The sequence below is a fragment of the Neobacillus sp. FSL H8-0543 genome, assembly GCF_038592905.1.
Lineage (GTDB): Bacteria > Bacillota > Bacilli > Bacillales > Cytobacillaceae > Neobacillus.
Window position 1 is genome coordinate 3753787 of sequence record NZ_CP151943.1, and the last position, 24803, is coordinate 3778589.

The 24803-nt window shown below is 37.6% G+C and carries 26 protein-coding genes; 17 read left to right on the plus strand and 9 right to left on the minus strand.

What is annotated here, in order from left to right; all coding sequences use genetic code 11:
• The first annotated feature begins 119 nt into the window (after window positions 1-119).
• Window positions 120-1736: a long-chain fatty acid--CoA ligase gene (locus NSS81_RS18835; protein ID WP_342430170.1), complete on the plus strand. Its 1617-nt coding sequence runs from the start codon at window positions 120-122 to the stop codon at window positions 1734-1736.
• Between the two features lie 157 nt (window positions 1737-1893).
• On the plus strand, window positions 1894-2682 hold the full coding sequence (locus tag NSS81_RS18840; protein ID WP_342430171.1) for an enoyl-CoA hydratase: 789 nt from the start codon (window positions 1894-1896) through the stop codon (window positions 2680-2682).
• A 49-nt stretch (window positions 2683-2731) separates the two neighbouring features.
• Here the strand turns inward: NSS81_RS18840 and NSS81_RS18845 are convergent, their stop codons facing one another.
• The gene (locus tag NSS81_RS18845; protein ID WP_342430172.1) at window positions 2732-2917 is read right to left on the minus strand and encodes a YhzD family protein; all 186 of its coding nucleotides are present in this window, start codon (window positions 2915-2917) and stop codon (window positions 2732-2734) included.
• A 111-nt stretch (window positions 2918-3028) separates the two neighbouring features.
• On the opposite strand from NSS81_RS18845, the gene NSS81_RS18850 reads away from it, so the two are divergent.
• From NSS81_RS18850 to yhaM, 5 genes are all read left to right on the plus strand, one after another.
• A complete protein-coding gene (locus tag NSS81_RS18850) occupies window positions 3029-3928 on the plus strand; it encodes an ABC transporter ATP-binding protein (RefSeq protein ID WP_342430173.1) in 900 nt (299 codons plus the stop codon).
• On the plus strand, window positions 3921-5174 hold the full coding sequence (locus NSS81_RS18855) for an ABC transporter permease (protein WP_342430174.1): 1254 nt from the start codon (window positions 3921-3923) through the stop codon (window positions 5172-5174). Before NSS81_RS18850 ends, NSS81_RS18855 begins: the two co-directional genes overlap by 8 nt.
• A 112-nt stretch (window positions 5175-5286) precedes the next feature.
• Window positions 5287-6504, plus strand: coding sequence for a DNA repair exonuclease (locus NSS81_RS18860; RefSeq protein ID WP_342430175.1), 1218 nt, complete (start codon window positions 5287-5289; stop codon window positions 6502-6504).
• Between the two features lie 21 nt (window positions 6505-6525).
• On the plus strand, window positions 6526-9531 hold the full coding sequence (locus NSS81_RS18865; RefSeq protein WP_342430176.1) for an AAA family ATPase: 3006 nt from the start codon (window positions 6526-6528) through the stop codon (window positions 9529-9531).
• Window positions 9532-9581: 50 nt separating this feature from the next.
• Complete coding sequence (gene yhaM, locus NSS81_RS18870; protein WP_342430177.1) at window positions 9582-10526, plus strand: 3'-5' exoribonuclease YhaM; 945 nt, start codon at window positions 9582-9584, stop codon at window positions 10524-10526.
• Between the two features lie 266 nt (window positions 10527-10792).
• On the opposite strand, the gene NSS81_RS18875 is transcribed toward yhaM, so the two are convergent.
• A complete protein-coding gene (locus NSS81_RS18875) occupies window positions 10793-11197 on the minus strand; it encodes a CBO0543 family protein (RefSeq protein ID WP_342430178.1) in 405 nt (134 codons plus the stop codon).
• 365 nt (window positions 11198-11562) lie between these two features.
• Here NSS81_RS18875 and NSS81_RS18880 point away from each other — a divergent pair, with 365 nt between their 5' ends.
• A complete protein-coding gene (locus NSS81_RS18880; RefSeq protein WP_342430179.1) occupies window positions 11563-11751 on the plus strand; it encodes a sporulation YhaL family protein in 189 nt (62 codons plus the stop codon).
• Window positions 11752-11795: 44 nt separating this feature from the next.
• Here NSS81_RS18880 and NSS81_RS18885 read toward each other — a convergent pair whose 3' ends face one another.
• Window positions 11796-12647 carry a peptidylprolyl isomerase gene (locus tag NSS81_RS18885; RefSeq protein WP_342430180.1) on the minus strand — a complete coding sequence of 284 codons (852 nt, stop codon included), beginning with the start codon at window positions 12645-12647 and terminating at the stop codon, window positions 11796-11798.
• Between the two features lie 326 nt (window positions 12648-12973).
• Here NSS81_RS18885 and NSS81_RS18890 point away from each other — a divergent pair, with 326 nt between their 5' ends.
• Together NSS81_RS18890 and NSS81_RS18895 are read left to right on the plus strand one after the other, a co-directional pair.
• Window positions 12974-13066 carry a YjcZ family sporulation protein gene (locus NSS81_RS18890; protein ID WP_342430181.1) on the plus strand — a complete coding sequence of 31 codons (93 nt, stop codon included), beginning with the start codon at window positions 12974-12976 and terminating at the stop codon, window positions 13064-13066.
• A 55-nt stretch (window positions 13067-13121) separates the two neighbouring features.
• Complete coding sequence (locus NSS81_RS18895; protein ID WP_342430182.1) at window positions 13122-13214, plus strand: YjcZ family sporulation protein; 93 nt, start codon at window positions 13122-13124, stop codon at window positions 13212-13214.
• A gap of 104 nt (window positions 13215-13318) precedes the next feature.
• Here NSS81_RS18895 and NSS81_RS18900 read toward each other — a convergent pair whose 3' ends face one another.
• Window positions 13319-13507, minus strand: coding sequence for a hypothetical protein (locus NSS81_RS18900; protein ID WP_342434075.1), 189 nt, complete (start codon window positions 13505-13507; stop codon window positions 13319-13321).
• A gap of 226 nt (window positions 13508-13733) precedes the next feature.
• On the opposite strand from NSS81_RS18900, the gene NSS81_RS18905 reads away from it, so the two are divergent.
• Complete coding sequence (locus NSS81_RS18905; protein ID WP_342430183.1) at window positions 13734-14072, plus strand: DUF1878 family protein; 339 nt, start codon at window positions 13734-13736, stop codon at window positions 14070-14072.
• A gap of 8 nt (window positions 14073-14080) precedes the next feature.
• On the opposite strand, the gene NSS81_RS18910 is transcribed toward NSS81_RS18905, so the two are convergent.
• Window positions 14081-14656 (minus strand): HTH-type transcriptional regulator Hpr, encoded by a 576-nt coding sequence (locus NSS81_RS18910; protein WP_342430184.1) that lies wholly within the window; start codon window positions 14654-14656, stop codon window positions 14081-14083.
• A 348-nt stretch (window positions 14657-15004) separates the two neighbouring features.
• Between NSS81_RS18910 and NSS81_RS18915 the strand changes: the two genes are divergently transcribed.
• Window positions 15005-15193 (plus strand): hypothetical protein, encoded by a 189-nt coding sequence (locus NSS81_RS18915; RefSeq protein WP_342430185.1) that lies wholly within the window; start codon window positions 15005-15007, stop codon window positions 15191-15193.
• A gap of 59 nt (window positions 15194-15252) precedes the next feature.
• Here the strand turns inward: NSS81_RS18915 and NSS81_RS18920 are convergent, their stop codons facing one another.
• Window positions 15253-15783: a tryptophan transporter gene (locus tag NSS81_RS18920; protein WP_342430186.1), complete on the minus strand. Its 531-nt coding sequence runs from the start codon at window positions 15781-15783 to the stop codon at window positions 15253-15255.
• 130 nt (window positions 15784-15913) lie between these two features.
• On the minus strand, window positions 15914-16339 hold the full coding sequence (locus NSS81_RS18925; protein ID WP_342430187.1) for an HIT family protein: 426 nt from the start codon (window positions 16337-16339) through the stop codon (window positions 15914-15916).
• A 595-nt stretch (window positions 16340-16934) separates the two neighbouring features.
• On the opposite strand from NSS81_RS18925, the gene NSS81_RS18930 reads away from it, so the two are divergent.
• From NSS81_RS18930 to NSS81_RS18940, 3 genes are all read left to right on the plus strand, one after another.
• Window positions 16935-17675, plus strand: a complete 741-nt coding sequence (locus tag NSS81_RS18930) for an ABC transporter ATP-binding protein (protein WP_342430188.1) — start codon at window positions 16935-16937, stop codon at window positions 17673-17675.
• Window positions 17668-18876, plus strand: coding sequence for an ABC transporter permease (locus tag NSS81_RS18935; RefSeq protein WP_342430189.1), 1209 nt, complete (start codon window positions 17668-17670; stop codon window positions 18874-18876). Before NSS81_RS18930 ends, NSS81_RS18935 begins: the two co-directional genes overlap by 8 nt.
• A 100-nt stretch (window positions 18877-18976) precedes the next feature.
• A complete protein-coding gene (locus NSS81_RS18940; RefSeq protein WP_342430190.1) occupies window positions 18977-19699 on the plus strand; it encodes an EcsC family protein in 723 nt (240 codons plus the stop codon).
• A 19-nt stretch (window positions 19700-19718) separates the two neighbouring features.
• Here NSS81_RS18940 and NSS81_RS18945 read toward each other — a convergent pair whose 3' ends face one another.
• Window positions 19719-20894 (minus strand): M20 family metallopeptidase, encoded by a 1176-nt coding sequence (locus tag NSS81_RS18945; RefSeq protein WP_342430191.1) that lies wholly within the window; start codon window positions 20892-20894, stop codon window positions 19719-19721.
• A 169-nt stretch (window positions 20895-21063) separates the two neighbouring features.
• On the opposite strand from NSS81_RS18945, the gene NSS81_RS18950 reads away from it, so the two are divergent.
• On the plus strand, window positions 21064-21657 hold the full coding sequence (locus NSS81_RS18950) for a phosphatase PAP2 family protein (RefSeq protein WP_342430192.1): 594 nt from the start codon (window positions 21064-21066) through the stop codon (window positions 21655-21657).
• A gap of 384 nt (window positions 21658-22041) precedes the next feature.
• Here NSS81_RS18950 and NSS81_RS18955 read toward each other — a convergent pair whose 3' ends face one another.
• Entirely contained in the window at window positions 22042-23436 is a 1395-nt protein-coding gene (locus NSS81_RS18955; RefSeq protein ID WP_342430193.1) for a hypothetical protein, read from the minus strand.
• Window positions 23437-23714: 278 nt separating this feature from the next.
• On the opposite strand from NSS81_RS18955, the gene hemE reads away from it, so the two are divergent.
• Complete coding sequence (gene hemE, locus NSS81_RS18960) at window positions 23715-24761, plus strand: uroporphyrinogen decarboxylase (protein WP_342430194.1); 1047 nt, start codon at window positions 23715-23717, stop codon at window positions 24759-24761.
• Window positions 24762-24803: the final 42 nt, after the last annotated feature.

The window sequence follows — 24803 nt, forward strand, 5'->3', positions numbered from 1 at the left end:
TTTAAAAATATTCGTTCTTAATAAAGGAAAAAATCTAAGGAATGTCGAATTTTTAGGAGACAGCAGTCATAAAAATAGATTGCGTTAAATCGTTTACAAATAGGAGGAGATTTATAGCGATGATGCAAACACCTTTAACAATGCCCCAAATGATCGAAAGGGCAGAAAAGTATTTTCCAAAGAAGCAGGTTGTTTCAAGAACTGCCAGTGGGATTCACCGTTTTACCTATAAAGAAATTGGTGAAAGAACAAGGAGACTCGCCGATAGTCTTAGAAAACTGGGTGTAGAAAAAGGTGATCGGGTAGGAACGTTGGCTTGGAACCATCACCGTCATCTTGAAGCTTATTTTGCGATTCCATGTATTGGTTCTGTACTGCATACAATCAACATCCGCCTTTCTCCACAGCATATTTCCTTTATTATTAATCATGCCGAAGATAAAGTTCTTCTAGTAGATCCAGACATCATTCCATTACTCGAAAAATGCTCCGCAGAATTAAAAACCGTAAAAGCCTATGTCATTATGACAGATGAAAAGGAACTTCCAGAAACCACACTCTCACCAGTCTATCATTATGAAACTCTATTAGCAGAAGCAGATCCTAAGTTTACCTACCCTAAAGATATCGATGAAAACGATCCAGCAGGTATGTGCTATACATCGGCAACAACTGGAAATCCAAAGGGAGTTGTCTATTCTCACCGTGGAATTTTCCTTCATAGCATGGCACTAGGACTAGCAGACAGTGCGGCAATTAGTGAAAAGGATATTGCCTTACCTGTGGTTCCAATGTTCCATGCGAATGCTTGGGGCATGCCATTTTCGGCGGTCTGGTTTGGTACTTCATTAGTTTTACCAGGGCCATACTTTACTCCAAAATTACTTGCCGAATTCATTGAACAAGAGAGAGTCACGATTACAGCAGGAGTTCCAACGATTTGGCTTGGATTATTAAAGGAACTTGATGAAGGTTCCTATGATTTAAGTAGTTTAAGAGGAGTTTTATGTGGAGGTTCTGCCGCTCCAAAAGGAATGATTAAGGCGTTTGAACAACGTCACAATGTGCCGTTTATGCATGCCTACGGGATGACAGAGACCAGCCCGCTCGTTGTCATTTCAACATTAAAAAGTTATCAGGAAGATTTGGACTATGAAGAAAGACTGGAAATAAGAGCCAAACAAGGAGTATTAGTACCTGGCTTAGATATAAAAATAGTTGGAAAAGATGGGGAAGTTGCCTGGGATGGAAAAGAAATGGGTGAATTATGTATTAAGGGCCCATGGATTGCCTCTGAGTATTATAAGGATGAACGGACACACGATGCATTCCGTGATGGATGGCTACATACAGGTGATGTTGTAACCATTGATGAAGAAGGTTTTGTAAAGATTGTTGACCGGACGAAGGATTTAATAAAGAGCGGCGGAGAATGGATATCCTCGGTTGATTTAGAAAATGCGTTAATGGCACATGAGGCTGTATTTGAAGCAGCCGTAGTCGCTGTGCCACATGAACAATGGCAGGAAAGACCTGTTGCCTGTGTTGTTTTAAAAGAAGCCTACCAGAGCAAGGTTACAAAGGAAGAGTTAATGGAATTCTTAAAACCGCAATTTGCAAAATGGTGGTTACCGGATGACATCTTATTCCTAGAAGAGATTCCAAAAACGTCCGTTGGTAAGTTTTTAAAAATGTCTCTTCGTGATCAGGTACAAAAACAAGTTCAAGGAAAATAATTGGCAGTAATGGGCAAGGGGGATAACCCTTTGTCTTTTTGTTGTTGGTAAAAAGCAACGAGTAAAAAGAAAATTTAATGAATTAGGAAAATTCGTATATTAATTTTCTTATTTCAAGCTATAATGGATTTGAATAAGAATGTGGGAGGCGGTTAGGGTGTCGGTTAATTTTGCAACAGATAAGGTGAATGTGAGGGTGAACGGTCGGGTTGCAACAATCGAAATGAATAGACCAGAGGCGTTAAATGCATTAGATGTAGACATGCTAAGGGGTCTTGTCTGCAACCTTAAAAAAATTTCTGACTCAGATGATATTGATATTATTGTACTGACAGGGAGTGGGAGGGCATTTTCGTCCGGTGGTGATATAAAAACCATGCTTTCGAACATGAATGAAAACGATTTCTTTCCCGTTATGGATATAATCAGTGAATTAGTTGTTACACTTTATAGTATTCCAAAGCTGACGATAAGCGCGGTAAATGGTGCAGCAGCAGGCTTGGGTTTAAGTCTGGCATTAGCTACCGACCATATTATTGCTGACAAGAAAAGTAAATTAGCAATGAATTTTATCGGAATTGGATTAATTCCCGATGGTGGCGCCCATTTCTTTTTAGATAAAAGAGTCGGTGAGCTGAAGGCAATGCACATTATTTGGGAAGGAAAAATGATGGATGCACAAGAAGCTCTCGAATTAAATTTAATTCAAGAAGTAGCGGATGATCTCCAAACGACGGTAGATGATAGAGTTTTAGATTGGTTAAGCCGTCCTGTACAGGCAATGATTAAAACAAAGAAAATATTAGCAGATATGAATCGGCCACAATTATTAAAAATCTTAGAGCTAGAAAAACATGGACAATTTAATATGAGAAAAACCTTAGACCATCAGGAGGGTATCAAGGCATTTATTGAAAAAAGACAGCCAAAGTTTATTGGTAAATAGTAAAAGACAAACAAAGAAGCAGCTTCAAGTAAGCTGCTTCTTGTTTGTTTTATGAATGAAATAATAGCAACTTACCGCTTGGAGAGGTGCAACGATGTGTTTTTTCTAGTAAATTTTTTTCAGTTAGCAGCTTTTCTCCTATTTCTTTAGCAGCATTGTCATTCTCTGCCTGAAAGGCTTCATCTAAAATCTTTTCCCCGGTTGCTTCAAATGCAGTTAATTTATAGCTTTTCATCTGTCTCCCCCTAGTCCCTTTTTATACTACCATTTTTGCATAATTCATTAAATTATGCAAAAATGAAACTAATATAAGAACTATCCGTAGTAGAAATGGGAGGTGTAGGAAATGGTTCTAAAAATTGAACATGTTACAAAAAGATTCGGGAAGTTCACTGCTGTTAATGACTTATCCTTAGTGATACCGAAAAAGGAAATGTTTGGCTTTTTGGGAGCGAATGGTGCTGGTAAAACAACAACCTTTCGAATGGTATTAGGATTATTAGATGCAAGCGATGGCAGAATTACATGGGATGATAAGCCGATTAATTATTCTACAAGTCACTTGGTTGGTTATCTTCCGGAAGAGAGAGGCCTTTACCCAAAATTAAAGGTACGCGATCAAATCGTCTATTTAGCTAGATTAAGAGGCATGCCGAAGAGAGAGGCATTAGCAGAATTGAAAATTTGGCTTGAGAAGTTTAAAATTCCTGAGTATGAAAACAAAAAGGTGGAAGAGCTTTCAAAGGGTAATCAGCAAAAAATTCAATTTATTGCTGCCGTAATACATAAACCAAAATTACTCATTCTTGATGAGCCCTTTAGTGGGCTAGACCCCGTTAATGTCGAACTGCTGAAGGATGCCATCTTAGCCTTGAAGGATGCTGGGGCAACCATTGTCTTTTCGAGTCACCAAATGCACCATGTCGAGGAAATGTGCGAGCAGCTCTGTATCCTGCATAAAGGAAGGCAGGTCGTACATGGCTCATTAAAAGATATCAAACGTGAATTTGGCAAAAAGAACCTTGTGATTCATGCTGATTTCCCGCTGGATGACTTAAAAAATTATCCCGGTGTTGTCAAAGCAAGATCTACGATGGAAGGAATTGAGCTTCAGATTGAGGGGGAATATATCGCCGAAAGAATACTAAAAGATATCGTAAACAAAGGATTCATTAGGAAATTTGCCCTTGAAGAGCCTTCTTTAAATGATATATTTATTGAGAAAGTAGGTGCTTCCTATGAATAGTTTTTGGATTATTCTATTCCATACCTATATAAATAAATTAAAAACGAAATCGTTTATCATAACAACTTTGATGACAGTGGTAATTGTCTTAGCACTTACTAATATAAATAATATTATTGCTGCTTTTGATAAGAATGGCGGTATCGAGAAAGTGGCCGTTTTCGATGAATCAGGTCAATTGTTTGAGCCATTAAAGAATCAAGTTAACACAATAAACGAAGATATAGAACTAACACTTTTTGATGGCGATGTAAAAGAAGCAGAAAAGGCCGTCGAAAATGGAGATTACCAGGGATTTATTCAATTAGAGTTAAATAAAGAAAACCTGCCGGTTGCAACCTACAACGCAATGAGCATTGCTGATTCAGCACTGTATACTGATTTGCTTACGAGTTTACAGCAAGTCAAAACGCAGCTTGCTGCATCACAGATTAATTTGGCACCAAACCAGCTTCAAAAGCTTTATGAACCCGTTTCTTTTGAAAAAATTGCGCTGGAACAGAATGCAAAAACAGAAGAGGAATTGAATCAGGCTAGAGGCCTTGTGTACATTTTACTTTTTATTATTTATTTTGCAGTAATTATGTACGCAAATATGATTGCAATGGAAGTTGCGACAGAAAAGTCCTCACGGGTGATGGAAATCTTAATTTCAAGTGTCTCACCTATTAAGCAAATGTTTGCAAAAATCCTAGGTATCGGTTTACTGAGTTTGACACAGCTGGGTGTATTTCTTGTGGTGGGCTTCTACTCGTTTAAAGCGAATAGTGAATCATTACAAGAGGGTTTTATGGGCATATACGGTTTTGGCGATGTTCCGCTTGGAACGGTTTTGTATGCTGTTATTTTCTTCCTACTCGGCTATTTTCTCTATGCCACACTTGCGGCCTTTTTGGGATCTCTTGTCAGCAGGATTGAAGACGTGCAGCAGATGATTACGCCTATGACCTTACTTGTTGTTGCCGGATTTATGATTGCGATGTTTGGACTTGGAAAGCCTGATTCACCATTTATTACGATCACATCCTATATCCCATTCTTTACTCCGATGATTATGTTTTTACGTGTTGGAATGCTGACGATTCCAGTTTGGGAGGCTTTTTTGGGAATCGCGATTCTCGTGGCAACCATCGCTATATTAGCCATATTTGGTGCACGTGTTTATCGTGGCGGGGTGCTAATGTATGGTCAATCAAATTCCTTTAAAGATATTAAAAAAGCGTTGCAACTAACGAAACATGAATAAATCCTCAGGGCTTTGCCATTCTTGGTAAAGTCCTTTTAATAATTACTAACAGAACGTGCATTCTGTTTTCCGATTTGATAGAATAAAGAAAAGAACGTGAAAGGAAATGAGTATGAAACAAATATCCTTTATTCATGCAGCAGACTTGCATTTGGACAGTCCGATGGTCGGTCTAAAACATTTACCGGCTAGTATTCTTTCAAGAGTGAGAGAAAGCACGTTTATAGCACTCCAAAAGGTGACGATGGCTGCTATCGACCATCAGGTTGACTTTGTTATTATTGCTGGTGATTTATTTGATGGGGAGGACCGCAGTTTACGGGCTCAATCACGCTTTCGGGCAGAAATGCTTAAGCTTTTAGAAAAAGATATTCCGGTTTATGTCATTCATGGAAACCATGATCATTTAAATGGTTCATGGGTTCATCTGGATATGCCGCCAAACGTATTCATTTTTAATAGTAAAAATGAAATAAAGGTCTTAAAAACGAAACGTGGGGATTTAGTCCATCTGTATGGCTTTAGCTATCCACAAAGACATGTATTTGAGAGAAAAATAGATGACTATGAAAAAGTAGATGGTGCTGATTTTCATATTGGTATTCTCCATGGAAATGAGGCAAGCGGTAAGGAACACGATAATTATGCGCCATTTTCAGTTAAGGATCTGCTTGAAAAACAATTTGACTATTGGGCTTTAGGACACATACATAAAAGGACAATTTTATCTGAATCACCGCCCATTGTTTATTCGGGGAACATTCAGGGACGAAATATGAAGGAAATAGGGGTAAAGGGCTGCTATCATGTATCATTAAAGGATTTGGATGCAAACATGGAGTTTGTGTCTACATCGGATATAGTGTGGGAAGAAGTCACAATCGATGTTAGTCAGGCAGTATCTTTCCAGGATATTTTTCAGTTATGCCAAATGTCTATTAATCAACTGCGCAAACCTGCTATTGGAACACTTGTTAGACTACATATTAAAAATGTCCATTTGGAGGATACACGAGAAAAAGGAAGTTTAGAGGAGCACCTGCAGGAATTGCTTTTGGACAATGAATCAGAGGAAGAATCATTTGTTTGGGTCGTTGATTTACGAGTAACGGAAGGTCAGCCATTTGATAGGAAACAATTAAGTAAAGAAGCAAATTTCTATTCTGAGCTTTTTGAAACAGTTGATGGATATAACGGTGTTGGTACAGCACTATCTCATTTATACAAGCACCAACTAGGAAGAAAGTATTTATCAGATCTTACGGAGCAAGAGCAAAAAGATGTATTAGCCAAAGCGGAAAAACTATTAATTAACCTACTATATCAATAACAGGAAGGAGATGATGGTTGTTTGAAAATACTTGATTTAGACATATATGGATTTGGTCAACTGACTAATCTAACATTGACAAACCTGAAGGATTACCAAGTTTTTTATGGAGAAAATGAAGCTGGGAAATCAACAATTATGGCTTTCATTCACGGAATCCTGTTTGGATTTCCAACGAAACAACAATCCTCCGAATTAAGGTATGAACCAAAACACGATACTAAGTATGGCGGTAAGCTTAGAATCTATCATGAGGAGTTTGGATATGTTGTCATCGAGCGGATTAAAGGGAAAGCCGCTGGTGATGTGACGGTAACCTTGGAGGATGGAATGACCGGCGGAGAAGAACTTCTTAAACAATTGCTATCAAATATCGATAAGGGATTATTCCAAGCAATCTTCTCGTTTAATTTGCATGGTCTCCAAAATATTCATCAAATGAAAGGGGAGGAGCTTGGTAAGTTTTTGTTTTCAACGGGTACATTAGGCACAGAACGACTTTCAAAAACGGAGTCTGAGCTCCAACATGAATTAGAGACCCGTTTCAAACCAAGTGGTAAAAAACCAGCTATAAATGAAAAACTAGTAGCCATCCACAATATTCATGCGGAATTAAAAAAGGCACAAGCAAAAAATCAGCAATATGAGACGCTTATTGCTGAAAGAGATTCAATTCAGCAGGAAATAGAGGATAGTAATACCTCACATCAAGAACTTCAGCAGAACATTGAAAAGCTTAATGAGTGGAAAAAGATTCAAACACTTGTTATCGAACAAAGATGGATAAAGACTGAAATCAATCAAATGGAGGGATTTTTTTTTCCAACAAGAGGGATTGAGCGATTAGAAAAAATTAATCAGCTGCTCCTGCCATATAATGCACAAGTTGAAAGTTTAGTTGCAAGAATTGCTCAACTGAAAGAAGAAATAAACTCTATTGAGCCAAATCAGCAGATTCTTGAAGAGGAGTCAGCGATTCTTTCTCTATTAGACAAGGTGCCCCTTTATGAGCAAATGAGGTTAGAGAAACAGCAATGTGAAACGAAGCTGGAAGAGGTAAACGAAAAGCTTGCAATGATAAAGGAAAAGCTTCATTTACCTCTAACAGAAGATGAGGTATTAAAGGTTAATACGAATATTTATATGAAAAACCAGGTGGAGTCCGTTTCACGAAATAGTCAGAAGCTAGTAGAAATGAAACATGAGCTAGAAGAGCAATTCCGCGAAGAAAAAAACGTATTAGTTGATTTGGAAAATCAGGTTCGTTCTGCACAAAGCAAGCTGCTTACTGCTCAGGAAAGAGCTCAACTAGAAGCTTCGGTGAATGCAGATAGTAACAAAAAGGGTTTAGAATCAGAATTAAAGGCAGTTCAAGATAAAATAGAGTTTTATCGCTATTCCAATCGACAGGATAAAGAAACCATTGAGAAGCTGCAAAAGCAAAGGCGATTCCAGTTTTTTGCAATTGAGCTGATTTTGATTGTCTTATCTTTGTATGGTGTTTTTACAAAGCAATGGATCTTACTGTTGATAGGTGTGCTGGGATGCTTGTTAATTGGTGTTTTTATGAGCAAGAATGTACGAAAACCAAGTACATCAAACACAGACCAACTGCTCAGCCAGTTGATTGAAAAGGAAATAGAAATAACCGAAAAACTTGAACCTTATAAAAAAAGTAATATTCCTTTTCTTGAAGAAAAATTAACGATCGATAATCGTCGGAGAGAAACCCTTCAGTTATTAACAATAAAGCTCGAACAGCAGCAGAACCAATATGAGAAAGTAATCTTAAAATTTGAGGAGTGGGAAGCTGCTGAAGCAGAAAATAAGAGGAATAAGGCAAAGCTTAGCAAGGAACTGGACATTCCTGAGTATATAGCAAATTCATTTCTTCTCGAAGCTTTTCAACTCATTGAACAATATAAAACGGTTGTTAGGGATAAAGGGCTATTGCTTGAAAGAATGGAAACTATCATGCACGAACAAGACAGAATCACCTCCAAGCTAGTTAGGTTTGCAATAAAATATTTGGGTGATCAGAGCAATAATCCCCAGCAAACGGCTTACTTATTGCGGAATATGCTAAAGGAAGAACATGAAAAATGGATAAAAGCACAAGAAAGGCAAGCAAAACTTGATGACTTTACAGCTGATTTACAGCAAGTTAAGCAAGAGTTAGCCCATTTAAATGCGGAACGTCTTAAGCTTTACGATGAAGCGGATGTTAACAGTGAAGAAGATTTCTATAAAATAGGAACCAAGTCTGAAAAGAGAACGAAACAACTTGAAAGGTTAGAAGATCTGAAGAAACAGCTGCAATACACCCTCTTGAAGGAAGAGGAATGGGAGAATTATTTACAAATTCATAATTGTGATGAATTAATTTCCGAAGCAAATGATAAGATTCAAAAGTTAACAGACCGAATAGTATTACTTCAAGAAAAACAGGCATCAATTAAATATGAATTACAAGTAATAGAAGAAGGCGGTTTGTATTCAGAACTGCTGCATCAGTTTAAGCAAAAGAAATTTGAACTGGAAGAAGCAGCAAAAGAATGGTCTGCCTATTGCTTGGCCCAAGAAATACTGGCACTGACCGTTGAAAAGTATAAAAGTGTCTACTTGCCGAGGATGCTATTAAAAGCTGAGGAATATCTAGCTTTCCTGACAGATGGAAATTATCTGCGGATTCACCTTCAAAAGACGGGAACAGGTTTTTTGATTGAGAGAAAAGACCATACGTTTTTTGAAGCAAATGAGTTGAGTCAGGCTACGACCGAACAAGTGTATGTTGCTATCAGGCTTGCGCTTGCGACAACAATCTATGAAAAATATCACTTTCCAATTATCATCGATGATAGCTTTGTTAATTTTGATGCAAATCGAACACAAAAGGTGATGGAGCTATTAAATACACTGGATAAAAATCAACTATTATTCTTTACTTGCCACGGACATTTACTTCACAACTTTCAACCAGAAAATATTCTGTATCTTAAAAATGGTGCTGTCGAAGTATTTTCATAGAGAATATTGCGATATGCTATAATATTGCTATTGGGAAGGAGCGAAGAGAGATGAGTAAAGGAATTCTTGATTATGAAATAGGTGTACAGGTGGACTTGTACTTGCTTATTAAAAACGCTACAAAAGGTACGGCGAGTAATGGCAAACCGTTTTTGACACTTATTTTCCAAGATCAAAGTGGAGAAATTGAAGCAAAGCTCTGGGATGCGAATGAAGAAGATGAAAAAAACTATGCACCTCAAAGTATTGTAAAGGTGCTTGGTGATCTTCAGAGTTATCGCGGTAAATCCCAATTAAAAATTCGCCAGATTAGAAGAACCGGTCCAGGGGATAACGTAAAAATAGCTGATTTTCTCGAGACAGCACCATTAAGCCAAGATGAAATGATGAGCAAACTGACGCAATTCATTTTTGATATGAAAAATCCTAACATCCAAAGGATAACGAGGCACTTACTAAAAAAACATCACCAGGCTTTTATAGAATATCCAGCAGCAACGAAAAATCATCATGAGTTTGTTTCAGGACTTGTCTATCATGTAGTCAGTATGCTTGATCTTGCCAAGTCGATTGCAACTCTCTACCCTAGTCTTGATAAGGACTTGTTATATGCAGGGGTTATCTTGCATGATATGGGGAAAGTAGTTGAACTATCAGGGCCGATTTCAACGGTTTATACGGTTGAAGGGAACTTGCTTGGTCACATAACGATTATGGTTAATGAAATTGGCAAAGCAGCTGATGAGCTTGGGATTACTGGAGAAGAAGTACTACTATTAAAGCATCTTGTCTTAAGTCATCATGGAAAAGCAGAATGGGGAAGTCCAAAACCGCCATTAATTAAAGAAGCAGAAGTTCTCCACTATATTGATAATCTCGATGCAAAAATGAACATGCTTGATCGGGCATTGGAAAGAGTGAAACCCGGTGAATTCACAGAACGGGTTTTCGCCTTAGAGAATCGCTCTTTTTACAAACCGCTATTCCATAAATAAGCTAGCCCATTTGGGATTAACGGGTTTGGTTCTGAAGTGCAAAATTTAAAATAGTTGAGGAAATAGCAAATTAAATCGCACACAAAATGAGGGTGTCCCAAAAGTATAACTTTTAGGGGCACCCTTTTTTTGTGTGTGGTTCTTTGAAATTTGCCTGTTGAGTTCCGCTTCAACCAAGTAACCTATGTATATTGCCCAAAATAAACGTTGCAGTTAATAACTGCTGAATTTTTTATCATTTATCACCATTACTTCTTTTTGTATATTTATAAGGGATCAAATGATTTTGCTTTACTAATTCGATAGGCTATTAAATAGATAACAATCCATATGGGAAAGGAATAAAAAACGTTCCATTTTACCATAGTATATAACCCAATCCACTCAAACAAAGGTTCACCAATAAAAGTAGTAAGGAAGGAATAAATAACAGCTTTAATAAAGGGATGTAAAGTTGGTTTAAATTGCAGCCAAAGCATTATTGTTACAGGTATTAAAGAAAAGTCCCAAGGAAAAAACGACGGGATAGTTGGTAAGGCTCTACCCGAATAATACCAAGAGCCAAATACAATTCCTAAAAAATCAAACCAAGAAGCAATACATAACGTAAAGCCTCCTGCTAAAAGCAATCTTGCTTCACTTCCACGTTTACGAATTAGTAACCATATCAACCAAGGGATGACGGATAGTGCTAATGAAAGCCAAAATTCCCAGTGCCATAGGGTGTGCTCTATTCAATAGTTGAAATAGTCAACTTCGACCTGATGGATTCTTCGAAAAAACTCTTTGGAATTCCCAATTTCCTCTTTACCTATTAATGGCTTCATCTAATTCACCCTTTGACTGAGATTGCTATTATTATCCCTAAAATTTCTACAACTAACCTATTTTGTTAGTTTGAGAAATTTCTTTCATAATACGCAAATCAACAGGCAATTTTAACACAGCCCAAACTTTAAAGAATATTTTTTTAAATCTTGAATATGTTGTTAGTAAAAGTAAAAGTGGACAACCACTAAAGGGGGAGCTATAAAAAATGATTATTCCTATTTGGATTTATGCAGTTGTGGTTGGTATTGTTGTTAGTGCGCTAATGGCAGTAAAAACAGGAAGAGAAGAACGAATGTTAGAGATGGAGAGTATTGAAAAAGAGGGGGAAATATACTTAACCCGACTAGAGAGCGAAAGAGAAAGACGTGAAGGTGAAAGAATGACAGCAGAATAAACAAAAAAGGAGGGACTCATGATAGTACGAGTCTCTCCTTTTTGTTATTGGTGAGCTGCAGTTGCCTGAGGATCTAGAGCGTTCTTCAGATCCTTGTCACTTATTTTCACGTTTGCATCTTTAAGTTCCTTCTGCATTACCTCATTAATTTTTTCATTTGTTAATAATTGTGTTTTCAACTGGTCTTTCATTTTTTCAAATGATTCTTTCTCTTTTTGCTCTGTTACTTGAATGATATGATAACCAAATTGACTTTTCACTGGTGCACTGATTTCATTCACTTTAAGCGCAAATGCGGCCTTTAAAAACTCAGGGTCCATTTGAGCGGTTGTCCCAAAAAAGCCTAGGTCTCCGCCGTTTGCTTTCGCAGCTTCATCAGTTGAATAAGTATTGCTGATATCCTCAAATTTTGCTCCGTCATCAAGCTTTTGTTTTACTTCTAATGCCGTTTTTTCATCTGCAACAAGAATATGGCGGGCCTTGATCTCTGGTTTATAGTTTTCGTAGGCTTCCTGTAATTCTTTGTCTGTAATACTTTCTAATCCAGCCTTCTCTTGCAGCATACCAAGCTTCATCGTCTCTTTAAAGTCCGCTTCATCCTTGTAGCCGTATTGTAAGAGTGCAGCTTCAAAATTTTCACCAAGCTGTTCTTTTAATTCAGCAACCTTTGCATCTAATTCTTTATCGGTTACTTCGTATTTCTCGGAGAGAACCTTTTCATAAACAAGTTGTTGCAGTGCTTGTGCTCCAACCTTATCCTTCATTACCTCATAAAGCTCTTCCTCAGTAACGTTTCCAGCCTTGCTTTCTGCCACCGTATCAGAACCGCCTTGATTACATGCGCTTAACGCAAGAACCCCGCCAGCTAATGTAAGGGCTAACATCCATTTTTTCATGTGAACCTCTCCTAAACAGTAAATTCTTGTGGGCGTTTGTCCACAAAGTATACTATACCATAAATGGTAACGACAGCAAAAATATAAATGTGATTATTGCAAGAAATTGGGCATATAACCTATCCCTAATTCAAACTACATACATACGATAAGTTGTAAGAAAAAGAAGAATTCAACTGTCCTGACTTTCGCTGCGCCATTGTCCTTACTTATAAAAGTAGATAAATAATGAAACGGACTTTTTCCTTAGAAATAGGGAAAGTGCCTAGTCGAAATGAGTACAGCTTGAATATAATACCGTAGCAAATAATAAAGGAGGTTTTAAGATGAGTGGCGGACACGGAGGATACGGAACAGGTTTTGCATTGATTGTGGTCCTTTTCATTCTTTTGATAATTGTTGGAGCATCTTGGTTTTAATTTAGATCAAATGTGATGGCAATTAGTTTTACCATTTAGGGAAGGGGAGAAAAGTATGTCAGGTGCAGCCGGTTTCTACGGTGGAGGATTTGCATTAATTGTGGTCCTCTTCATACTATTAATTATCATTGGAGCTTCATGGCTCTAATTAAACAAACAAACAAAAAGCGATGAGAAATTTTTCTCATCGCTTCTATTTTTGGTACTGTGATGTGTTCATTCCTACATAATCAAAATACACGGAGTCTTTGTTTATGTATATAAAATTTCCACAAAGGAGGAGATAAGCAATATCGTGATTAAAACATTAATCGTGCGAAAAACCATATGTTGGCGTTCCTCAGGAATTTCTTTTTGAATACAAAGTGTGTTCGTCAGTTTATTGATGTAAAACAAAATAAAAATGGCAAAGACAATAAAGACAATAAAAATGGAGATCATCACCGATTCCCTCCTAGTTGTTCGATTTATGTAATACAATATCAAAAATTAACAAAAAAAGATAGTTAAAAGGAATGGTAGAAAGGTAGCAATTGATAAATGTGTAACAAAAGAAAAAATACTTGGAATATTCCTTGCAGTAAAAAAAGGTTTACCTTACACCAGAAAAGGTAAATAATGAAGGTAGGACGTGTTTTGTACGGTTTCAATAAGGAGGGGATAGCTAATGAAAGAAAATGATGAATTACTATATCGTATCAATGTTTTGGAGTACCATCAAAAGCTTTTATTAAAGCTGCTATCGGACCCTAATCTCGATTTCTATAGACTTGTAATAGAATATGGACTTTCAGAGCAGGAAGTCCGAGATTTCTTCCAATTATGTGACAATCTAACAGAAAAAATGGAAGAACAAAAAGCGGAAGGATTTGTGTATTTTCATCCGCTTTTCAGTGAGTTTTCTAGATTTTTGCCAGCAAGAATGGATGTTAACGAAGTGATGCAATCATGTTTAAGGCAAAAGCTATTTGAACCGCTTTTTACAGAAATCAATAAATGCCTTTAATTGTTATGTTAGGCCGGTTCTTCTTCAGTCTTTTTAACCTTATACAATTTGCCATCTTTTTCTGTGAATTCATTTTCAATGTTTTGGAAAGATCGTTCAAAAATTTCCATGAAATCATCACCATAAATATTACGAACAATAGCCATCATTTCAATGATTTCTGGAAACTTTCCATATAAATCTCTTAATGGCAGTGCACCAGAAAATACAGCATTGCCATCAGGCTGATAGTTTTCCATACAACGAAGTAAGATTTCTTCCCCTTGCGTAGTTAGTTGAATATAAGTATTGCGTTTGTCATTTTCTTTCTTTGAAAATTCAAGCAATCCCCTTGCTTCTAACTTTTTCGAAAAATTAAATGCTGTAGATACATGCATGACCCCAAACTTAGCTACATCCGAAATAGAAGCCCCATTTAAATGGTATGCAATCCATAGGATATGATGTTCATTAATATTTAAATCAAAGGGTTTAATCCATTGCTGCCAATCCTTCTCAATCGATTTCCACAAGGCTTTACTTAACTGTGCAATCCGTTGACTAAATAGCATCGCTTCTTTCATTGAATATTGTTTCTCAGTCATCCCCATTTTCACCTACTTTTTTATTTCTCTATTAACATTATGCCAATAAAATAAAAATTAATAAAGATATAATTCACAAAATTTTTAGAAATTATTAATTTTTACTATTGATATTGGAACAATTCTAGTTTCTGAGTTGAAATTTGATTGTAAAAAAGATTACTTCTCTATTTTAAGTGTTTTTTCTATTTAATTCCAACTTTTTTGAATATTCGGCGCGAATTTATTAACCATTTGTTACTTTCAATAAACTAACTCCAAGATGAAAAAATTGACCGAGTACATAGAGAGGGAAATGAAAACATATAAATGGTAATACATTGATATTGGTCATAGGGGGCTTAAAAAATGAAAAGCGTGACGATGATTCTATTTCTAATCAGCTTTTTGCTTTTTTTGGGTACGATTAGATACCTATTAGCAATAAAGAGACCTGGTGTATTTCCTCCAAAACAAGTATTAAAAAAAAGGGCCTCAGCGTTAGCAGGGGGGGGAGGGATCTTCTTAGTTGCTGCCATTCTGCTTTCAAATTTCTAGTTATAACAAATACAGGATAGAAGAAAAGAACCTTGTCTTAGGTTCTTTTTGAGCTTTTCTTATTTAGAATTGACGGTTACTGAAGACAGTTTTGTTCTTTTGCCTACCGATTGTGCAATAGGATACAAAATAATCATTACGACAGTGCTAATAGCTGCTGTTGGTAAAACAACCGTTCCGAAAAGTGCAACAAAGGGACCAGGCAATCCTACGATAAAAAGTGCAGAGCCTAAAAATACTGTTCCCGAAATCACAGTCCCCACTGCTGTCAAAATCGCGACACTAATGATAGAATTCCGAAATTTACCTAACATTAAAAACAAACTGAAGAACACTAACGCAGTGATAGGCTTATCAATGATATTTGGAAGTTGGCCGCCGGGGAAGCCCGTTGTTAAAGCTGATATAGCCCCAGTAACGATTGCGATCAGCATCACACTCTTAATCTCTGGAAAAAGAATAATTCCTAAAAACATCATGGTTAACATCATGTCTGGCTTCATTCCCAGGAAAATAGGTGGTATGACTGCGTGCAAGACGGCACCAATCGCAACTAATAATGATAGAGACACTAGATTTTTTGTATTCATTTCTCAACTCTCCTCTGCTTGGCTAAGCTATTTGTTCCTCCTGTAGTGCCCTAAATGCCTACAGCGAAAAACTTGTTATCATTATATCATAATAGAGCCCAATTGTTAAAGATATAATTTTCAGATAATTTTAGTTTTTGACATGTTTACTGATCTGGTTTGCCATTTCCTGAAGCTTTTGTGCGGAATAATCACTTGTATTGGTTTTCCAAACAGCACCAAAGCCGTCACCTTGTCCATAGCGGGGGATTAAATGCATATGGAAATGGAAGACAGTCTGTCCAGCATGTTCCCCATTATTATTTACTGAGTTTAAACCAATGGGTTCATATTCCGTTTTTAAGGCATTTGCAATAGAAGGTACCACTTCAAAAAAATTTCTAGCTATTTCAGGAGTAAGTTCATATAAATTTTCTTTATGTACTTTTGGAATCACCAATGTATGTCCCTTTGTCACCTGACTAATATCTAAAAAGGCTAAAACATGTTCGTTCTCAAATACCTTTGCTGCTGGAATCTCACCATTTACAATCTTACAGAAAATACAATCACTCATCTTTACACAGCCTCCTAACAATTTTATCCGTATTTTACCATATAGAATAGAAATAAAAAAGAAAAAGGCAGGATCCGCATGGAATCCTGCCCTCTCGAAGGGGGAAATTGCTTCTTATATACGTTCATTCAGGAAATTACCTTTGACAAACACCTCATTTGACAATTTAGTGTTTTTATAAAGAGTAATCTTTGTTCAAGCTGACCATCCCCTAATTGGTTTTTATATGTTTTCGCAACTTATAAAACCGGATGACGATCTTCGACAAACACCTCATTTGGCCGTTTATTTGTGTTATAAACAGTTGGTGTTATTGAACGCTAAATGGTTACATGGCAACTTGTGCAAAACAACCATCCCCTTATTTGAAACGTTTTGAAGCGAACTTGTTTGAAAGGATACTGTCTTTAGCAGACACCTCATCTCAAGTTTTAATGAATTTCTTCATCAAATTGATTGTTTCCCCTTCGAATATTATGATAACCCGTTCGAAAAGAATTATTCAAAAAAAGCCTCTAAAATTTGAGAACTATTTTTATTATCAACAATTTGATAAAATGTAACTTAACCAAGATAACGGAAAGGGCGTTTTCGCATGTCTTTATTAACGATTGACAGCCTTACAGGCGGGTATACAAGGAACCCGGTTTTAAAAGATGTATCTTTTGAAGTAAAGGAAAAGGAATTAGTGGGACTAATTGGTTTAAATGGTGCAGGAAAAAGTACAACCATTAAACATATTATTGGACTAATGGAGCCGCACCGCGGAGAAATAAAAATTAACGGCTCTTCAATAGAAAAAGACAAAGAGGCCTATCGGAAAAAGTTTACCTTCATCCCGGAAACCCCCGTACTTTATGAAGAGCTTACCCTTGATGAGCATTTAAGATTGACTGCTATGGCCTATGGATTAGATGAACCAACCTATAAGGAGAGAATTACTCCGTTATTATCCGAATTCCGGATGGAAAAGAGGCTTAAATGGTTTCCCGCTCATTTTTCAAAAGGGATGAAACAAAAGGTAATGATTATGTGCGCTTTTTTAGTACAGCCCTCCCTTTATATCATTGATGAACCGTTTGTTGGCCTTGACCCGCTTGGTATTCAATCCTTGCTCGACTTAATGAATAAGATGAAAGATAATGGTGCAGGGATTTTAATGTCGACACATATTCTTGCCACTGCCGAAAAATACTGTGATCGTTTTATTATTCTCCATGAAGGGAAAGTTCGAGCACAAGGGACTTTAAGTGACTTGAGAGAGCAATTCTCGATGCCGAAAGCTTCACTTGATGATTTGTATATTCAATTGACGAAGGAAGAAAATTATGTTTGATGAGAAGAAACTATGGAAAGACCGTGCTAGTCATCGGTTAAAAGAACTTAGTCTTTATCTCCGTTATATTTTTAATGGCCATTTATTGCTTGTCGGGTTATTTCTTATCGGAACTGCTGCTTATTATTACCAGAATTGGATTAAGATCTTATCATCAGATTTTCCCGCTGAAATCATGCTTGCCGTTATTATCGGCTGGTTTTTGACCTACAGTCCCGTTTATAATTTTCTGCTGGAGGCTGATCAGGTATTCTTACTACCGCTTGAGGATCGGTTAAAAGGATATTTCCTTCGTTCTGGTGTAGTGAGCCTTGTCTTTCAAGGTTACATCGTCTTAATGGTTCTTGCTCTGCTTATGCCTATTTATGCGCACGTTAGCGAGAGTGGATTTCGGTTCTTTTTCCTATTCTTTATTGTCCTGTTGCTGGTTAAAGCCTGGAATTTAGCCGTCAGTTGGAAAATTAGCTATTATGTTCATTCTTCTGTTTCCTTATCGGACATGCTTGTGCGCTATTTTATTAATGTAGGATTCACCTTTTTGTTATTTAAACAAGCCAACATTCTTATCCTATTTCTATTAGTAATAATAATGGCCTTTTATTACCGTTCATTTTACATAAGGACTGCCAAAATGGGTCTTAAATGGGACTTGCTGATTGGGCAGGAAGAAAAAAGGATGTCCTCTTTTTATCGGTTAGCAAATTTATTTACCGATGTGCCAAAATTAAAAGATACCGTAAAAAGAAGGAAATGGTTGGATTTCCTTATAAATCGAATCGCATTTTCGGAAGAAAAGACTTATCTTTATTTGTTTTCGAGAACCTTTTTAAGGGCATCTGATTATCTTGGTCTATATATCCGATTAACAGTTATAGGGGCTTTGGCCTTGTATTTTCTTTCCTTTGGCTTAGGACAAATATTCTTTGCTTTATTGTTTTTATATTTGACCGCATTCCAACTCTTACCCCTATGGAATCATCATCAAAATAAGTTATGGGTAGATTTGTACCCAGTGGCCGAAAAACATAAAAAAGCTGCATTTCAATTATTGTTAACTTTCATTATTGGGTTACAAACGTTAATTTTCGCCCTAATTGTTCTTTTGAAAGGGGAATGGATGATTTCATTGTTTGTCCTTCTCGCTGGCTTATTGTTTAGCTTTTTGTTTGTCAAAGTATATAGCACGGCTAGGTTAAAATAACAATTTTTTGTTTCCTCTTTCTTTTGAAAGAGGTTTTTTTAAAAACAAATCAATGAAAGCAATCGTAAAAACATACTATATATAGAAGAGGGGGGGTAACATGAACGAGTATGAGCTTAAAGTTTATGAGGAAGTAGAGGAGTGGAAAAGAAAACTAACCAGACGCTCTGGAATGATGAATCGACTTTCTAAAAAGGCTCAGGGCAAGGTAAATCAGTTCATTCCCGAAAAGGTTCATGAGGTGATGACAGAAAGCATCAAAGGGATGGTGAAAACCACCTTGTTTGGTTCACAGGTGACTACAAATAAAAACCAGGCAAAGGGCTTAGCGCTGATGGAGCGGGATGAACTAATGCGCAAAAAGACGGCTGCTTATCAGAAAACTGCACTTGTAGAGGGAGCAGGAACGGGGGCAGGAGGAATTCTTCTAGGGTTAGCAGACTTTCCGTTACTTCTTTCGATAAAAATGAAATTTCTATTTGAGGCAGCATCTGTTTATGGTTTTAACACCAAAGAATACGACGAGAGGCTGTTTATTCTCCATGTATTTCAGCTTGCATTCTCTAGTGATGAGATTCGCAAAGAGACCTTAAATGTGATGGAGCACTGGGATGAGAGAAAGCAAGTGCTAGCCGAAATGGATTGGCGTAAATTCCAGCAGGAGTATAGAGACTATATCGACTTGGTAAAGATGATGCAGCTTGTCCCGGGAATTGGCGCCTTTGTCGGTGCATACGCAAATAATAATCTTCTTAAACAATTAGGTGAAACAGCGATGAATGCCTATCGAATGAGAATACTGCAAAAGGCCCCTGAACTTTAATTGTTCAGGGGAAATTTTTTTATATACTGTGCGTTCTTATTGCTGCAGTGCCAAGTGTTTTTGCAGCGATTAACATCGCTTTTTCGTCAATATCAAATTTTGGATGGTGGTGGGGATAGGTAGTCTCCGCATAGGTGGGTTTTGCACCTGTAAAGAAGAACGTACCCGGTACCTTTTGTAAGTAAAAGGCGAAGTCTTCGCCTCCCATTTGTGGTTCGGTTTCTTCAATGTTTTGAACCTCTGTCACAGCTCTTGCGCAAGAAATCAGAAATTCCGTTTCCAGCTGATGATTAACGACAGCTGGGTAGCCTCTCTCATAGGAAAATTGATAGGTGCTGTTTGTCATATAACAGGTGCCATGGATAATTCTTTCGATTTCATTTTCAATGAACTGCTGGACATCTTCATTAAAGGTGCGGACGGTGCCAATGAGCTTTGCTTTATCGGCAATGACGTTGAAAGCATTTTCGGCAGTAAAAGATCCAATCGTTACAACTGCAGATTCTACAGGATTCACTTTTCTGCTAACAATTTGCTGTAAATTTAGTACTAACTGTGAGGCAATGACAATTGCATCTATTGTTTTATGTGGTTGTGCTCCATGCCCGCCTTTGCCTTGAATATTGATTTCGAAACGGTCCGCCGCCGCCATAATCGGTCCTGTTCTGTATTGGATTGTCCCAGTTGGCTCACTGGCCCATAAATGGGTGCCAAAAATGACATCCACATCTTCTAAACACCCATCCTCAATCATAGTTTTCGCGCCGCCTGGTGCATATTCTTCTGCATGTTGATGGATAAGGACATAATTCCCTTCAAGGTCCTCCTTCATTTCATTTAATGCCTTTGCAAGAACTAGAAGGGTTGCTGTATGACCATCATGGCCACAGGCATGCATGACACCTGGAACTAATGACTTATAAGGTACATCCTTTTCGTCCTGGATAGGCAATGCGTCAAAATCAGCTCTAAGTGCAACGGTTTTACCGGGTTTTTTTCCATATATTTTTGCAACTACGCCGTTTCCACCTACATTCCCTTTTACTTCTATCCCAAGCTTTTTATAGTAATCCTGGATAAATAGTGCTGTGTTTTTTTCCTGAAACGATAATTCGGGATGCTGGTGCAAAAACCTGCGAATGGAAACCATCTCTTCGTAGTAGTTTTCTAACTTGTTATATAGCTTGTTTATCATAATTTATCCCCCATATCAATAAGGTTATTTTCAAACTATTTTAACACTTTTATACTATTATGTAGATTTTAATAGTAAATATCTTTATAATTTTTAAAGATTACGAGGAGAAAGGATTAGAAAAATGCAAATGGAGAGTAAGGGGAAATTATCTTACATATTTTTGATTTTGGCTGTAATAGTCGCGACGTATACTTCCATCCAAGTAGTAGGACAGCATACAATTGGATTGGATGACACTCTAGCAGATTTATTTGTACTGGTACCTGACTCGATGAATCCATTTTTTCTATTAGTTACTGAATTAGGGGATAAAAAAGGAATTTATCTTGTGGCTATTTTTGCGTTGGGCTGGCTACTGATGAAAAGAAACCTGGTTGGGGCAGCTGCAATCATCTTATCTGTTGCTTTAGGGAACGAAATGAATAAGCTTCTCAAGGATTTAATCGCTAGACCAAGACCAGATCTTGAGCATCTTGCTCCTGTTAATAGCAACAGTTTTCCAAGTGGTCACGCGATGGTCGGATTTATTGTCTATTTCTTTTTAGCTTATTTAATTATAGAAGAAGTGAGGACAAAATCGAGAAAGGTCATTGTTGCCCTGTTAGCAGGACTTTTACTATTGCTGATAGGCGCATCTCGAATTATTCTAAATGTCCATTACCCGTCAGATGTAATCGGAGGATATGCATTCGGTTATATATGGGTTTTCATTTGGATTTTGTTATACCAATACTTTAAAAAGAAATTTAAAAAATCATAAGCAAAAGAGGGGTGTCCCAAAAGTATAACTTTTAGGGGCACCCTTTTTTGTGAGTTCTATGAAATTTGTCTGTTGATTTCTGCTCCAGGCGCTTCGCTTTACGCGGGCGGTCGAAGGAGTTCTTCGCGCCTTCCGCTCCAATCAACAGAGTTGAAAAATTAGTACTCGAAGAATCGTTCCCTTGCGATGTAAATAGAGATGAGGTTTCATCGACCGAACTCGTTATATCTGAAGGCAACATATGTTCGAAATATGGGTGCCGTCAGAGGTGGGGCCCCACTGATTATACGATTATATCCATTTTTCTCACTAAAAATCATACAATAACCAAAAACTGAATCAAAAGTGTCGTCATTTAACGAACCTTTGATTCAGCATCTTTTTTTATATTAAGAACATCGCAACAATGGTTGTAACGGTTAAACCGATGATAACCGGAAGGAGATTTCTCCTTGCTAGCTCGAAGGGGTCAACGTTACAGATGGCGGCAGCAGGGATTAACGCCCAGGGGACAAGGGTCCCTCCGCCTACCCAAATCGCTGCTATTTGCCCAAGCGCGGTTAGTGTGGCAGCACCTTTTCCAATGGCTACAGCAAAGAGTGCAGAAACGGATCCAGCTAAAGAGATTCCGGAGAACCCTGAGCCATCTAATCCCGTAATCGCACCAACAGTTGTCACTGTTACAGCCCCAACCGCCTTACTCAATGGGACAATATTAGCTAATGCGATACCTAGGTCATTTACAATCCCTTGTGAACCTTTCGGCAAAAAGTCACCGATTATTTTTCCAAATCCTGCATCACCTAAATAAAAGAACGCAGCAATTGGAATAACAGGTCCAAAAACCTTAAACCCGAAAGTGAAACCCTCAATTAGATAATGTGTTGTTTTTTCGAGCCCTTTGCTTTTATGGCTAGTCATGGTAATAAGGAGAAGAATAAGAATCGAGGTTCCGCCTACTAGCGCAGTGGCATCCCCGCCTTGCAGGTCAAGAAGAAACATCGCGGCCACATCAATTGCAAATAAGACAGGAATAAGAATAGCAAAGGACCGCTTTTGCACCATAGATAGTAGCGTTTTTTCAGAGGTCTCTATTTTCGATTCAGTTACAACATAAGGTGTAGGCTGCAAGAGTCCTCGTCTCATATCTCTCTTTAAGAAATAGAAGGCTGCTATGGTTGTGACAAGCCCCATAACAAATACCAATGGGATACTTGCGCTGATTACTTCTCCAATGGGGAGACCAGCCGCATCTGCAGTTAATTTTGGTGCTGCTTGAATAACAAAGTCCCCTGATAAGGCAATCCCGTGCCCAAACAAATTCATTGCCATGGCGACTCCTAAAGCTGGTAAACCTGCTTTTAATGCAACAGGAAGGAGAACGGCACCTAGCAAGGCAACTGCGGGGGAGGGCCAGAAGAACCAGGAAATTACCATCATTAGTATACCTATTGTCCAATACGCAAGAGCAGGATTACGAATTAATTTTATAAAAGGTGAGATCATGACGTCGTTTATTCCTGTTAATGTAAGTGTTTTGCTCATGGCAACAATAATCGAAATAACTAGAATGGTTGATAAAAGTTCCGTTATCGCATAGATAAAGCTATCGAAAATACTACTTACGGAGCTGCTAAGCGAACCAGTGGCAGTAATCGCTATTAAGAAAATCCCGAGGATACAGATAAGAGTGGTGTCTCTACGCTTTACCATAAATCCGATAATAAGAGCAATAAAAACAACATATATCCAATGAAGAGCTGATAACTCAATAAGCACACAATTACCTCCTTTCTTTTATCCAGGAAGTGGAATTCCCCACCCACCCAGATGTACTACAGAATATGAAGTAAGAGTAAAGTGGTGAAAGAAAAATTTAACAACTTTTTTAAATATAAAAACGACTTTTCTTTGACACTTTTCACCGTAATCTATACACAAATAGGATTAATCGATATAGTGTATACAGGTCAATAAACAGGTTAATAGTTTTTAATTTACTGCTACATATATTAAAATGGAAAATAGCATGTCTTTGAAAGGTGGATTTATTTAACATGACGAAACAATTCAACGAAACATTCCTAAAAGCAGCCAGAGGAGAGAAGACAGATCATGTGCCTGTTTGGTATATGCGTCAAGCTGGAAGATCACAACCAGAGTATAGAGAAATTAAGGAAAAGTATTCTTTGTTTGAAATCACTCATCAGCCTGAACTCTGTGCATATGTTACGCGCCTTCCTGTTGAACAATATAATGTTGACGCGGCAATTTTATATAAAGATATTATGACACCACTTCCGGCTATTGGTATGGAGGTAGAGATTAAATCAGGGATTGGCCCAGTAATTGACAATCCAATCCGTTCTTTAGCGGATGTTGAAAAACTTGGGGAACTTAATCCCGAAGTGGATGTTCCTTATGTATTAGATACGATAAAATTATTAACTCAAGAGCAATTATCTGTACCGTTGATTGGTTTTTCTGGAGCACCATTTACCCTTGCAAGCTATATGATTGAAGGTGGTCCTTCGAAAAACTACAATAAAACAAAAGCGTTCATGTATGCAGAGCCAAAAGCCTGGTTTGCCTTAATGGAAAAACTTGCAGATGTGGTCATCACATATGTTAAAGCGCAAATAAATGCTGGTGTAAAAGCAATCCAAATTTTTGATTCATGGGTTGGGGCATTAAATGTTGAAGATTACCGCTACTTCATTAAGCCAATTATGAATCGAATTTTCACTGAGCTTAGAGAAGAGAATGTTCCGCTTATTATGTTTGGTGTTGGAGCAAGCCATCTTGCGTTGGAGTGGCATGACCTCCCAATTGATGTCGTTGGGTTGGACTGGCGTCTGCCGATTAGCCAAGCAAGAGAAATGGGAATACAAAAAACGGTACAAGGAAATCTTGATCCGGCAATCCTTCTCGCACCTTGGGAAGTAATTGAGGAAAAAGCTAAGGCAATTTTGGATCAAGGTATGACACAACCAGGCTACATCTTTAACCTGGGTCATGGGGTGTTCCCATCAGTTGATCCGGCTACTTTGAAAAGATTGACATCGTTTGTTCATGAATATTCAGCATCAAAACTTAGTCGTTAATCATCCATTTTCAAGTGTTGAAATTGGTAAGTTGTCCAATTT

Excerpts from the sequence above, each read along its gene's own strand:
- NSS81_RS18835 (WP_342430170.1), top strand. The coding sequence starts at position 120 with ATGATGCAAACACCTTTAACAATGCCCCAAATGATCGAAAGGGCAGAA.
- NSS81_RS18845 (WP_342430172.1), bottom strand. The coding sequence starts at position 2,917 with ATGAAAAGCTATAAATTAACTGCATTTGAAGCAACCGGGGAAAAGATT.
- NSS81_RS18850 (WP_342430173.1), top strand. The coding sequence starts at position 3,029 with ATGGTTCTAAAAATTGAACATGTTACAAAAAGATTCGGGAAGTTCACT.
- NSS81_RS18855 (WP_342430174.1), top strand. The coding sequence starts at position 3,921 with ATGAATAGTTTTTGGATTATTCTATTCCATACCTATATAAATAAATTA.
- NSS81_RS18860 (WP_342430175.1), top strand. The coding sequence starts at position 5,287 with ATGAAACAAATATCCTTTATTCATGCAGCAGACTTGCATTTGGACAGT.
- yhaM (WP_342430177.1), top strand. The coding sequence starts at position 9,582 with ATGAGTAAAGGAATTCTTGATTATGAAATAGGTGTACAGGTGGACTTG.
- NSS81_RS18880 (WP_342430179.1), top strand. The coding sequence starts at position 11,563 with ATGATTATTCCTATTTGGATTTATGCAGTTGTGGTTGGTATTGTTGTT.
- NSS81_RS18885 (WP_342430180.1), bottom strand. The coding sequence starts at position 12,647 with ATGAAAAAATGGATGTTAGCCCTTACATTAGCTGGCGGGGTTCTTGCG.
- NSS81_RS18890 (WP_342430181.1), top strand. The coding sequence starts at position 12,974 with ATGAGTGGCGGACACGGAGGATACGGAACAGGTTTTGCATTGATTGTG.
- NSS81_RS18895 (WP_342430182.1), top strand. The coding sequence starts at position 13,122 with ATGTCAGGTGCAGCCGGTTTCTACGGTGGAGGATTTGCATTAATTGTG.
- NSS81_RS18900 (WP_342434075.1), bottom strand. The coding sequence starts at position 13,507 with ATGATCTCCATTTTTATTGTCTTTATTGTCTTTGCCATTTTTATTTTG.
- NSS81_RS18905 (WP_342430183.1), top strand. The coding sequence starts at position 13,734 with ATGAAAGAAAATGATGAATTACTATATCGTATCAATGTTTTGGAGTAC.
- NSS81_RS18910 (WP_342430184.1), bottom strand. The coding sequence starts at position 14,656 with ATGACTGAGAAACAATATTCAATGAAAGAAGCGATGCTATTTAGTCAA.
- NSS81_RS18915 (WP_342430185.1), top strand. The coding sequence starts at position 15,005 with ATGAAAAGCGTGACGATGATTCTATTTCTAATCAGCTTTTTGCTTTTT.
- NSS81_RS18920 (WP_342430186.1), bottom strand. The coding sequence starts at position 15,783 with ATGAATACAAAAAATCTAGTGTCTCTATCATTATTAGTTGCGATTGGT.
- NSS81_RS18925 (WP_342430187.1), bottom strand. The coding sequence starts at position 16,339 with ATGAGTGATTGTATTTTCTGTAAGATTGTAAATGGTGAGATTCCAGCA.
- NSS81_RS18930 (WP_342430188.1), top strand. The coding sequence starts at position 16,935 with ATGTCTTTATTAACGATTGACAGCCTTACAGGCGGGTATACAAGGAAC.
- NSS81_RS18935 (WP_342430189.1), top strand. The coding sequence starts at position 17,668 with ATGTTTGATGAGAAGAAACTATGGAAAGACCGTGCTAGTCATCGGTTA.
- NSS81_RS18940 (WP_342430190.1), top strand. The coding sequence starts at position 18,977 with ATGAACGAGTATGAGCTTAAAGTTTATGAGGAAGTAGAGGAGTGGAAA.
- NSS81_RS18945 (WP_342430191.1), bottom strand. The coding sequence starts at position 20,894 with ATGATAAACAAGCTATATAACAAGTTAGAAAACTACTACGAAGAGATG.
- hemE (WP_342430194.1), top strand. The coding sequence starts at position 23,715 with ATGACGAAACAATTCAACGAAACATTCCTAAAAGCAGCCAGAGGAGAG.